The organism is Aeromonas sp. R2-2 (genome assembly GCF_040908355.1).
GTDB lineage: Bacteria > Pseudomonadota > Gammaproteobacteria > Enterobacterales > Aeromonadaceae > Aeromonas > Aeromonas veronii.
In genome coordinates this window covers 15,203-26,971 of sequence record NZ_JBFODQ010000060.1, presented here as the reverse complement: position 1 = coordinate 26,971, position 11,769 = coordinate 15,203, and the positions used below count along the sequence as shown (strand labels likewise).

7 protein-coding genes are annotated in these 11,769 nt (G+C 60.9%); 4 read left to right on the top strand and 3 right to left on the bottom strand.

Annotation, left to right across the window (positions count from 1 at the left end):
• Positions 1-158 precede the first annotated feature (158 nt).
• Together mngB and mngA are read right to left on the bottom strand one after the other, a co-directional pair.
• Positions 159-2,813: a mannosylglycerate hydrolase gene (gene mngB / locus AB5Z09_RS12125; RefSeq protein WP_368195393.1), complete on the bottom strand. Its 2,655-nt coding sequence runs from the start codon at positions 2,811-2,813 to the stop codon at positions 159-161.
• 86 nt (positions 2,814-2,899) lie between these two features.
• Positions 2,900-4,846, bottom strand: coding sequence for a PTS 2-O-a-mannosyl-D-glycerate transporter subunit IIABC (gene mngA, locus AB5Z09_RS12120; RefSeq protein ID WP_368195392.1), 1,947 nt, complete (start codon positions 4,844-4,846; stop codon positions 2,900-2,902).
• A 247-nt stretch (positions 4,847-5,093) separates the two neighbouring features.
• Between mngA and AB5Z09_RS12115 the strand changes: the two genes are divergently transcribed.
• Positions 5,094-5,813, top strand: coding sequence for a GntR family transcriptional regulator (locus AB5Z09_RS12115; RefSeq protein ID WP_005360030.1), 720 nt, complete (start codon positions 5,094-5,096; stop codon positions 5,811-5,813).
• Positions 5,814-5,929: 116 nt separating this feature from the next.
• Here AB5Z09_RS12115 and xseA read toward each other — a convergent pair whose 3' ends face one another.
• On the bottom strand, positions 5,930-7,309 hold the full coding sequence (gene xseA, locus AB5Z09_RS12110) for an exodeoxyribonuclease VII large subunit (RefSeq protein WP_368195391.1): 1,380 nt from the start codon (positions 7,307-7,309) through the stop codon (positions 5,930-5,932).
• A 290-nt stretch (positions 7,310-7,599) separates the two neighbouring features.
• Here xseA and AB5Z09_RS12105 point away from each other — a divergent pair, with 290 nt between their 5' ends.
• From AB5Z09_RS12105 to guaA, 3 genes are all read left to right on the top strand, one after another.
• Positions 7,600-8,151 carry a cytochrome b gene (locus AB5Z09_RS12105; RefSeq protein ID WP_368195390.1) on the top strand — a complete coding sequence of 184 codons (552 nt, stop codon included), beginning with the start codon at positions 7,600-7,602 and terminating at the stop codon, positions 8,149-8,151.
• A gap of 445 nt (positions 8,152-8,596) precedes the next feature.
• On the top strand, positions 8,597-10,060 hold the full coding sequence (guaB, locus tag AB5Z09_RS12100; RefSeq protein ID WP_005345006.1) for an IMP dehydrogenase: 1,464 nt from the start codon (positions 8,597-8,599) through the stop codon (positions 10,058-10,060).
• A gap of 84 nt (positions 10,061-10,144) precedes the next feature.
• Positions 10,145-11,734, top strand: coding sequence for a glutamine-hydrolyzing GMP synthase (gene guaA / locus AB5Z09_RS12095; RefSeq protein ID WP_019445882.1), 1,590 nt, complete (start codon positions 10,145-10,147; stop codon positions 11,732-11,734).
• The last annotated feature ends 35 nt before the right edge of the window (positions 11,735-11,769 follow it).

Genomic DNA, 11,769 nt, shown 5'->3' with positions numbered 1-11,769 from the left:
CGCTCGCGGGATGAAGCAGGACCCAATAAAAATCCCCGCCAACTGGCAGGGATTTTTTTATGTCTTTATCAAGCGGGGCAGGCCAGCTTGAAGGGATAAACAGGCGGGGAGGGGATGACTCTTCCCCGCCTGTTGCTACCTGTGGGTGTTACCGGCGGTTAGCCGCGAGCCACCCGAAAGCGCACGCTGCGGGAGTGGCACGGCGCCAGCTCGCCAAACTCGCCAGCGGCCAGTTCAAGGGGCTGGGGCTGTTCGTCCATCCGCACCGCTTGCCAGTCGCTCAGGGCGTGTTCGCTGCTCATTTTGCCACCCTCCAGTACCGCCTGCTCGCTCGGGTTGTAGACCCGGATCACCAGCGCCTCTTCATCCTCTGCCTTTTTCAGGGCGCTCAGCACCGGACCAGAGGGATCCATGGAGAGCAGACTGAAGTGGAGCGGGGTGGTGAAGCTCGCCTTGTTGAGCTTCATGGCATCGAACGGGATCTTGTTGTAGCAGCGCACCGGGGTGAGGTAGCTGCGCGCCGCCTGCATCACGTTGGCGCTGATGTGATCACCGGCAAACGCCAGCAGGCTGAAACGGCAGCTGAGCTTGCCGCGCACCTGGGAGTCCGGGGTGGGCAGCTTGATGCCGGAGGGGCGACCCGGGCGCAGCAGCAGCTCCTCTTTACCGAGCACGCCGACCCCGCGCAGCAGGGTGAGCGCCAGGGTGTCGCACTGCTCGCCGATCACTTCAAACTCGCGCAGACCGTCGCTCAGCACAGCCAGCCCCTGCTTGCCATCTTGCAGAGCGACGAAGTTCATCAGCTGCCAGACCGGAATGGGGGCCTCTTTCCAACCTTCCGCTTCCCAGTTCGCCATGGCGCTGTCGCGGGTGGGGCGGGTGATGCAGCCAAACTGGTTGTCGGAAACCACGGTGTCGCTCGGGAAGGGGGTGGGGATCAGCACCCGCACCCGGTGATCGTCGGCCTGATTGTCGAGCTCCAGCTCGATGTCGATGCGTGGGCTCTGATGCGCCAGCGTGATACGGCAGGTGACATCGAGGTGGCCGCTGCACTGGCGGTTGGCACGCTCGGCGAGGTTGGCAGGCAATGCCATACGCAGTTTGAGAGTGGCGATGCTCTGCCACGCCTGATGGGTGACCTCGCGAGTCACCGCAAACTCGGTGGAGTAGCGCAGCCACTCGTCCCGCGATGGCGAGTAGTCATACTCGTCACCATCATCGGAGCCCTCTTCCAGCGTGAGCACCTGATCGAAGGTGGTGCCGCGCAGTTTATCCAGGATCTGCAGGGTGCCGTTGTCATTGAGGGCGATGCGATAAAAATCGTTCTCCAGCAGCTCGCCGCTGGCCGTCACCGGCTGCTCCAGTCCCGGCTGATTGCCCTCGATATGGAGAGTGCAGTAGCCCATGGCCGGCAGTGGATGGCAGAGCTGGATGTCGTACTCCATAAAGGGGTCGTAGTTGCCGTAGTGAACGATCTGTCTGTCCACCAGACCCGGGTCAATCTCGCGTCTGGCGCGGATGAAGTAGGGGACCGGCTGGCCCGCTTCATCGCGCAGGGCAAAGGATTGGGCACGAATGCGGATGCTGGTGTTGATCACCTCCTGACGGGGGAAGGGCATCAGGTTGAACAGGCAGAGCTTGTCGGCCACCTGCACGCCGTCTTCGCAGAGCGCCACCGGCATGTTGTCGACAATCTTGCGCATGTAGAAGCGGATCAGGTTCTCGGCCATGTCGTCGGCCAGAATGAAGCGGGTCATCACCTCCTGATGCACCTTGTCGCTGCAGCAGCAGCCGATGCTGTCATGGGCGTGGTTCTTCATGATCTCCTTCCACATCTTCTCCAAAAGCCCATGGTGGTACTCAAAGCCGAGCGCCCAGGCGATGCTCGCCAGCGGCTCGAGGATGTTGACGATCTTGTTCTCGATGGCGGCATGGGCCAGCTTGATGTCCATCCGGGTGGAGGAGATGGTGCGGTGTACCCGCATGTATTTGCCGTCGTTGAACTCCCCCTTGAGGGTGGCCAGCTGGTCGCGGCACGCCTCGATGCGCTCGAAGACCTGCTCGAAGCGGCTCATGTGGAATTCACGCTGGGGGTAGATCTCCCGCAGCTTGTCGATGATGGCGAAGATGTTCTGTTGCAGCGGCATCTGGTCGTGGCCGTTGGGCAGCAGGATATCCTTGGTCACCGAGGCCTTCTCCAGCACCTCGAAGTAGGATTCGAGCCGCTTGCGCAGGCCCGCTTCATCTTCCGGCAGGTACTTGCCGATGGCGTAGCCGAGCGGCAGCACCTGGGCGGTCACCTCGCTGCCGTCGTTGCTCTGCCAGAGGAACTCGGTCTTGTCGGTGCCGTGACGCTCGGAGCAGCCGCGCCAGAACATGGCCCGATCGATCCCGAAGCCGTTGAAGATGTGGGGTAGCTGGGAGGACATGCCGAACGAGTCGGGCAGGTAACCGATCTTCATCGGCTCGCCAAGGCTGAGGCAATCGCGCATCCCGTAGAGCAGGTTGCGCAGGATGGACTCGCCGCTCACCTGCATGGTGTCGGTCTGGGTGTACCAGGGGCCGATGATGAGCTTGCCCGCTTCCACCAGCGCCTTCACCCGGGCCTTGTTCTCGGGCTGGATGGCGAAGTAATCCTCCAGCACCGCGGTCTGGCCGTCCAGCACATAGAACTTGTAGTCGGGGTCGGATTCAAGACGCGCCAGGATCTCCGCCATGTTGTTGACCAGCAGGATGCGGGACTCCTCGGTGGTGAAGTACCACTCCCGATCCCAGTGCATGTGCGGTGTGATGTGAACTCGTGAAACTGTCATGACAATGATCCTTTGCTGACGCACGGCGGCCCTTGCCTGCCGTGCGGAAAAATAGTCTGTTGAAAAAGCGGTGGTGAAGATGAGCCTTACTCTGGGGCGACCACCTGATAGGTGCCGCGCTGCATGGCGTGACGGCGCCAGCCGATCAGCACCACAGTGGAGATAAGGGTGCCCACCAGCGCCGCACCGAGCCAGACGGCGGCCGCCATCAGGGCGCCGTGGCCGCCATCGTGGAGCAGGAACAGGGAGAAGATGCCGGCCCCCGGGGTGGAGAGACCAATCCCCATGGCACCCACCATGGCGCCGGTGACCACCGAGCCTGCGAGGAAGGATCCGATCACCCGGATTGGATCTTCGATGGCCATCGGAATGGCGCCCTCGGTGATCTCCGCCAGCCCCAGCAGCCAGGTCGACTTGCCGGTCTCGATCTCGAAGGTCTGGAACAGGCGCGGCGCCAGCAGGGTGGAGAAGGTGACGGTAAAGGCCGAGACCATCTTGACCGCGCCGAAGATGGCGTAAGGGCCGTAGACCCCGTTGGCCATGGCGCCGAGGCAGAAAGCGTAGGCCGCCTTGTTGACCGGGCCACCCAGGTCAAACGAGCACATAAAGCCGAGCAGGGCGCCCAGTACCAGCGCATTGGTGCCGGAGAGGCCGTTGAGCCATTCGGTGAGGCTGTTGTTGAGCCAGGCTACCGGCTGGCCGATGACAAACAGCATCAGGCTGCCTGCCACCAGGGTGCCGATCACCGGATAGAGGTAAAAGGTGAGAAAGCCGTTGAAGTTAGGGCTAAGGCGCACATGCTGCTTGACCCAGCGCATCAGGTAACCGGCGATAAGGCCGCCGACCACGCCGCCGAGAAAACCGGAGCCAATCATGTTGGCGGCCAGTCCCGCCGCAAAGCCCGGGCCCAGCGCCGGTTTGTCCGCCAGCGAATAGGCGGTATAGGCCGCCAGCACCGGCACCATCAGGGTGCCCAGCATGCCACCGCCGAGTTTTCGGTACATCCAGAGCCAGGAGTTCTCGGTGTCAAACAGATGTTGCAGGCCGAAGATCTGGGCCAGCAGCACAGAGACGGCGAGCACGGTACCGCCTGCCACGATGAGCGGTACGGCAAAGGAGATGCCGCTCAGCAGCGCCTGCTTGAGCTCGGTCTTGAGGCTCACCTTCTTGCCGGTCTGCGCGTCGCTCTGGCTGGTGCTGGGGGTCGGGGCGGTGCGCCCTGCCTTGGCCGCTTCCAGCGCCTCATTGAGGATCCGCTCGGCATGGCGGATGGGCTCGGCCACCGGCGTCTCGATCCGGGGGATGCCAGCAAAACGCTCCTGCTCCTTGATGGCCACCTCGGCGGCGAAGATGCAGGCCACTGCGGCATCGAGCGCCTCTTGTGGCAGGCGATCCTCGATGCCATTAGCACCCTGCTTCTCGACCAGTACCCGAATACCCAGCTTGCGGCCCGCCTTTTCCAGATACTCGGCAGCCATATAGGTGTGGGCGATCCCCGCCGGGCAGGCGGTGACACAGACCACAGTGGGTTTATTTGTATCTAACTTGTCTTCTTTTTCTGGTTGCTTGCCACTATCCCCTTCACCATCAAGCAGTGCCATCAGTTGCTCGACACTTTGAGCCGCCAGCACGGCCTCGCGGGTATCGTCATCCACCAGAGCGGTGGTGAGGGTGGTGAGCAGCTGCATATGGGTGGAGCCCGCCTGATCGGTCGGGATCGCCAGCATGAAGATCAGGTTGACCGGCTCGGGGCCGTCGATCCCCTCCCAGCCCAGCTCCTCGCTCAGGGTAGCGACGGCAAAGGCCGCTTCGCGCACCGCATCGCACTTGCCGTGAGGTACCGCAAGCCCTTCGCCAAGGGCGGTGGGGCCCTGTGCCTCGCGGGCCATGACCGCAGCCAAAAAGGCGGCCTTGTCGTGCAGCTTGCCGGCCTGATCGAGCCGATCAGCCAGGGCATGAATGGCCGCATCCCGATCGGCAAACCGGGTTTGCAACGTGATGAGATGGGGGCCGGTAAGACTGGTCAGATTCATGATGATCCTCTGTCAGGTTGGCTTGCCAGCAAGCCGTCATGGTGAAAGTGACAGCGATGCTAACAAACCGGCCGACTGATTTTTGTGAGTGGTATCATACAATTCGTTATTTGTATTGTTTTTGTATTGTTTGGTCAAGGTGATTTGTTAGGTCAAATGGGGCCGAGCCGTTTTGTCTGCCGGGTAACTGGGGTAGAATGACGCCTCTTCCATTTATCATGGCGCAGAGCCGACGAGGTGGCCTTTCGTGTCGAAAAAACCCATGTATCGCCAGATAGCCGACACCATCCAGCAGTGGATTGCGCAAGGGGAGCTGGCCCCCGGCGATGCCCTGCCCACCGAAGCCGAGCTGCGCGAGCAGTTCGGGGTGAGCCGGGTGACGGTGCGCCAGGCCCTCAAGCAGCTGACCGAACTCAACGTCATCGAGAGCATTCAGGGCAGCGGCAGCTATGTGCGGCAGGAGAAGGTGAACTACGACATCTATCAGCTCACCAGCCTCTATGAGAAGGTGACCGATCCGGCGGCCGAGACCCACAGTGACATTCTCGCCTTCGAGGTGATCAAGGCGAGCAGTGAGTTGGCCGAGCGGCTCAATCTGCTGGAAGGGGCGCTGGTCTACTACGTCAAGCGGGTGCGCTTTATTCGCCAGATCGCGGTAACGCTGGAGGAGACCTGGATGCCGCTCGCCCTCTTCCCCGATCTCAGCTATGCGGTGATGCAGGGCTCCAAGTACCACTACATCGAAGAGGTGAAGCAGCTGGTGATTGACCGCAGCGAGCAGGAGATCATTCCGGTGCTCCCCTCGGCGCAGGTGGTGGAGGCGCTCGGTATCGACCCTGCCAAGCCCATTATCGAGAAGGTCTCCCGTGGCTTCTTGCAAGATGGCACCGTGTTCGAGTTCAGTCGCAACTTCTTCAAGAGCGATGATTACAAGTTCACCCTGGTCGCCCGCCGTACCAAGGGGTGAGCGGGCGCCAGCGCCCGAGATAAAAAAGGCCACCACCCTGTTTGCGGTGGTGGCCTTTGTTTTTGGCTGATTGCCGGGCTGAATCGCAGATTGGCTGGTGGTTTGATGCAGCCGATCTACTGCGCAGAGTCTTTGATAACTTCCTCGACCCGCACCTGCAGGCTCCCTTGTGCCAGGGTGGTGATGAGCTGATCGCCGCTGCTGACCTGATCGGCGCGGCTGATGACTTCGCCGCGTGGAGTGCGGGTGATGGAGTAGCCGCGACCCAGAGTAGCGAGCGGGCTCACCCCGTCGAGGCGGGCGGTAAGCATGGCGAGGCGGTGGCTCGCCAGATCCTGGCGCTTGGCAATCAGGGCATGAAGCCGCTCCTCGGCCAGCTGGTGGCGGCGCTTGCCGGCAGCCAGCAATCTCTCCGGGCTCTTGCCCTGCAGGCGCAGCTCAAGGTTGGCGAGGCGCCGCTCACCCTGATGCAGCCGCTGGCGCAATAGCTGCTGCAAACGGGTGGAGAGTTCGTCGAGGCGCTGGGATTGCTGCTCCAGTCGCCGTTTCGGGTCCTGATGGTCGAGCCGCTTTTGCAGCAGGATGAAATCGTGGCGGGCGGCGGTCTGCTGGCGGCTCATCGCCTGCAGCAGTCGCTGCTTGAGGTGAACGAGACGCTGGGCACGGGCGCTCTGATCCGGCGCCACCAGCTCGGCGGCGGCCGATGGGGTAGGGGCACGCAAGTCGGCGGCAAAGTCGCTGATGGTGACATCTACCTCGTGGCCCACCGCGCTCACCACAGGGATGGCTGAGTGGGCAATGGCACGCGCCACCGCCTCTTCGTTGAAGCACCAGAGATCTTCGAGCGAGCCGCCGCCGCGCCCGACGATCAGCACATCCACCTCGGCGCGTCGGTTCGCTTTGGCGATCGCCGCGACGATCTGGCTGATGGCGGCGCTCCCCTGTACCTGAGTCGGGTAGATAAAGACCGGTAGATCCGGCGCACGCCGTTTGAGCACGGTGAGCATATCGTGCAAAGCCGCGCCGGTGGCGGAGGTGATAAGGCCCACCGCCCGCGGTTCGCGGGGCAGCGGCCGCTTGCGGCCTTCGTCAAACAGCCCCTCGGCGCCGAGGCTGCGCTTGAGCTCTTCAAAACGCAGCGCCAGCACGCCATCGCCCGCCGGCTGCATCGACTCGATGATCAGCTGGTAGTCGCCGCGCGGCTCATAGAGAGAGACTCGCGCCTGCACCAGCACCTGCATGCCATCCTGCGGGCGAAACGCCACCCGCCGGTTGTTGCCCTTGAACATGGCGCAGCGCACCTGGGCCGACATGTCCTTAAGGGAGAAGTACCAGTGGCCGGAGCTTGGCATCGCCAGATTGGAGAGTTCGCCGGTCAGCCACACCAGCCCCAGATCCTGCTCCAGGATCATGCGCACGGCGCTGTTGAGGCGGGTGACGGTAAAGACCTGCTGCTCGCGGCTGTTCGCCGCACTGGATGGGGTAAATCGGTTCAAAGGCGTACCTGTGGTCTGCCCCGGCGGGGCCGGGATAAAACGATGGCTGCTATCTTAACCCGAAACAGGGGGAGGGCGTTAAGCAGGCGGCGCCAGCAGCAGAAAAGCAAGATTGGAAACGCTGCCGTTTATCCGGGCAGGCAGTATGGCTCCCGATAAAAGCCCTCGCGCTTGCCCGCATCTGGCCGCGTTGCAGCTTGCCTGGATGCCGTTGATATCTCAGGTGCTGCTGATGTTCACGGCGCCACCATCTTGACCAGCGTTCACTCGCCCCCTGTTTGGAGTAGCTTATGAATCCCTCAACCCGCTTAAGTTTGACGACCCGTTTGCTGCACTGGTCGGTTGCCTTGCTGATGATTGGCCTGACCCTTGTCGGTTATCTGATGGTTAAATTTGAAATATGGGATCTCTATGCGCTGCATAAATCTCTGGGGGTGATTGCACTGATCTTGATCCTGCCCCGCGCCATTCTCCGCCTTGTTAAAGGGTGGCCTGAGCCTGTGCGTCAATATCCTGTGTACGAGGCATTGGCAGCCAGGGCGATCCACTGGGGTTTGCTGATTTCAACGCTGCTTATTCCAGTGTCCGGTCTCTGTTATTCTGCTGCGGCTGGCCGAGGAGTCGCGATATTTGGCTGGTCTATTATCCCGATGAATCCAGATATCCATGATCCTGCCAATGTGATTCCATTCAGTGAATCCGTTCGGGATATTGCTCACACAGTCCATATTTATTTGCCATATGTCATGCTGGCATTTTTGCTGGTGCACATTGTCGGGGCGTTGAAACATCATCTGCTGGATAAAGATAATACCTTGCTGCGGATGGTGGGGCGAAAATAATAAAGAGAGACACCCCTTGTTGTGACGGAAAATATATATTGGCAGCGGGCTAAATTTATTATCCAGACCGAGCAAGGGACATTGAGAAGAGAATGATACCGGTGCGAGAGGTCGCCGCGATGGCAAGAGAGAATACAAGGACACAAGATAAGGGGAGGGGGGGTCAGAGGCCGCTTGCCCCCTGAGCCCCTGTCGATCATCCCGTTGCATGGGGGTTGCGCAGCGTCGGCACCTACCGGTTTTGCATAAATCACCGGTTAGCCAACTCTTTTGCCCCGAAATGGCGCTTTTCGTACTGATAATCTTGGTTTTTTGGCGTTTTGGCCGCCTAAAAGAGGGCTATGCCATAAAAAATTCAAAAAACTTCTTTACCAGTGACCAATGCGTGAGTAAACTTCGTCGGCAATATTTTACACCCCCACTTCCTCAACGGTGAGATATTGCCATGCTCAGGATTGCCAAAGAAGCGTTAACCTTCGACGATGTACTGTTGGTTCCCGCCCACTCCGAAGTTCTTCCCAATACTGCCGATCTGCGTACCAAGCTGACCTCCGCCATCAGCTTGAACATCCCGATGATCTCCGCTGCCATGGACACAGTGACCGAAGCCCGTCTGGCTATCGCACTGGCCCAGGAAGGCGGTATCGGCTTTATCCACAAGAACATGTCCATCGAGCAGCAGGCTGCCGAAGTGCGCAAGGTCAAGAAGTACGAGAGCGGCGTGGTCACTGACCCCGTCACCGTGCGCCCTGACATGACCATCGCCCAAATCAAGGAGCTGAGCCACAAGAATGGCTTCGCCGGTTACCCCGTGGTGACTGACGGCAATCAGCTGGTCGGTATCATCACCGGCCGTGACGTGCGCTTCGTGATTGACCTCTCCCAGACCGTTGAACAGATCATGACCCAGAAAGATCGTCTGGTCACCGTGCGTGAAGGGGCCCCTCGCGAAGAGGTGGTTGCCCTGATGCAAAAGCACCGTATCGAAAAAGTGCTGGTGGTGAACGGCGACTTCAAGCTCAAGGGCATGATCACCGTTAAAGATTTCCAGAAAGCCGAGCGCAAGCCGCACGCCTGTAAAGATGACAAGGGTCGTCTGCGGGTCGGTGCTGCGGTTGGTGCCGGTGCCGGCAACGAAGAGCGCGTCGCCGCGCTTGTGGAAGCCGGTGTTGACGTACTGCTGATCGACTCCTCCCACGGTCACTCCCAGGGCGTGCTGGATCGCATCAAGGCTACTCGTGACGCCTATCCGGATCTGCAGATCATCGGTGGTAACGTGGCGACCGCCGCGGGCGCCAAGGCGCTGGCTGCTGCCGGTGTCAATGCGGTCAAGGTCGGTATCGGCCCGGGTTCCATCTGTACTACCCGTATCGTGACCGGCGTGGGCGTGCCCCAGATCACTGCCATCTCCGACGCTGTTGACGCGCTGGAAGGCACCGGTATTCCGGTGATTGCCGATGGCGGTATCCGCTTCTCCGGCGACATCGCCAAGGCCATCGCCGCGGGCGCCAGCTGCGTCATGGTGGGCTCCATGTTCGCAGGTACTGAAGAAGCGCCGGGCGAGATCGAGCTCTATCAGGGTCGCTCCTTCAAATCCTACCGTGGTATGGGTTCTCTGGGCGCCATGTCCAAAGGCTCCAGCGACCGCTACTTCCAGACCGACAACGCCGCCGACAAGCTGGTACCGGAAGGTATCGAAGGTCGCGTGCCGTACAAGGGTCGCCTCAAAGAGATCATCCACCAGCAGATGGGCGGCCTGCGCTCCTCCATGGGCCTGACCGGCAGCGCCACCATCGACGACATGCGCACTAAAGCTGAATTTGTGCGCATCTCCGGCGCCGGGATGAAAGAGTCCCACGTCCACGATGTGACCATTACCAAAGAAGCCCCCAACTATCGGATGGGCTGATAAGACGGGGCCCTGCGCCCCGTTTTTCCACCCTTTTTTTATCCCGTGCCCTTTGTGACAACATCAGCCTGATGCAGGAATAAAATGACTAAAGACATTCACCAGCACCGTATCCTTATCCTCGACTTCGGTTCCCAGTACACCCAGCTGATCGCCCGCCGCGTGCGCGAAATCGGCGTTTACTGCGAACTGTGGGCCTGGGACGTAACCGAAGAGCAGATCCGCGAATTCAATCCGAGCGGCATCATCCTCTCCGGCGGCCCCGAGTCCGTCACCGAAGCGGGCAGCCCGCGCGCCCCCGAGTACGTGTTCAACGCCGGTGTCCCTGTGTTCGGTATCTGCTACGGCATGCAGACCATGGCCGAGCAGCTGGGTGGCAAGGTGCAATCCTCCACCGAGCGTGAATTCGGTTACGCCAAGGTGGAAGTGCTGGGCGAAGCTGGCAAGAGCAGCGCCCTGCTGCGCAACATCGAAGATGCCATCGCCGACAACGGCAATGCCCTGCTGGATGTCTGGATGAGCCACGGTGACAAGGTCACCACCATTCCGGCTGACTTCACCACCATCGCCCAGACCCCGACCTGCCCGCACGCGGCCATGGCGTGTGAGGCCAAGCGCTTCTACGGCGTGCAGTTCCACCCGGAAGTGACCCACACCCGTCAGGGTGCCCGCATGCTGGAGCACTTCGTCAAAGACATCTGCGGCTGCGAATGCCTCTGGACCCCGGCCACCATCATTGACGACGCCGTTGCCCGCATCCGCGAGCAGGTGGGTGACGATGAAGTGATCCTCGGCCTCTCCGGCGGTGTCGACTCCTCCGTGGTCGCCATGCTGGTGCACCGCGCCATCGGCGATCGCCTGACCTGCGTCTTCGTTGACAACGGTCTGCTGCGTCTGAATGAAGGCGAGCAGGTGATGGAGATGTTTGGCGATCACTTTGGTCTGAACATCATCAAGGTTGAAGCCGAAGAGCGCTTCCTCTCTGCCCTGGCCGGTGTTGACGAGCCGGAAGCCAAGCGCAAGATCATCGGCCGCGTCTTCGTTGAAGTGTTTGATGATGAAGCGAAAAAGCTGAAAAACGCCAAGTGGCTGGCGCAAGGCACCATCTATCCGGACGTTATCGAATCCGCTGCCAGCAAGACCGGCAAGGCCCACGTCATCAAGTCTCACCACAACGTCGGCGGCCTGCCGGAAGAGATGAAGATGGGTCTGGTCGAGCCGCTGCGCGAGCTGTTCAAAGACGAAGTGCGCCGCGTTGGTCTGGAGCTGGGTCTGCCCTACGACATGCTCTACCGTCACCCGTTCCCGGGCCCCGGTCTGGGCGTGCGCGTCCTTGGCGAAGTGAAGAAAGAGTACTGCGATATTCTGCGCCGCGCCGATGCGGTCTTTATCGAAGAGCTGCGCAAAGCCGACCTCTACAACCAGGTCAGCCAGGCGTTCGCCGTGTTCCTGCCGGTGCGCTCCGTTGGCGTGATGGGCGATGGTCGCAAATATGACTGGGTCATTGCGCTTCGCGCCGTCGAGACCATCGACTTTATGACCGCCCACTGGGCTCACCTGCCGTACGACTTCCTCGGTCACGTGTCGAACCGCATCATCAACGAGATCAACGGTATCTCCCGCGTGGTGTACGACGTCTCCGGCAAGCCGCCCGCAACCATCGAATGGGAATAAGCGGCTCGCGCCGTTCTGCCCTTCGAGCATAAAAA

Coding starts and splice junctions, on each gene's coding strand:
- mngB (WP_368195393.1), bottom strand. CDS start 2,813: ATGACAGTTTCACGAGTTCACATCACACCGCACATGCACTGGGATCGG.
- mngA (WP_368195392.1), bottom strand. CDS start 4,846: ATGAATCTGACCAGTCTTACCGGCCCCCATCTCATCACGTTGCAAACC.
- AB5Z09_RS12105 (WP_368195390.1), top strand. CDS start 7,600: ATGAATCCCTCAACCCGCTTAAGTTTGACGACCCGTTTGCTGCACTGG.
- guaB (WP_005345006.1), top strand. CDS start 8,597: ATGCTCAGGATTGCCAAAGAAGCGTTAACCTTCGACGATGTACTGTTG.
- guaA (WP_019445882.1), top strand. CDS start 10,145: ATGACTAAAGACATTCACCAGCACCGTATCCTTATCCTCGACTTCGGT.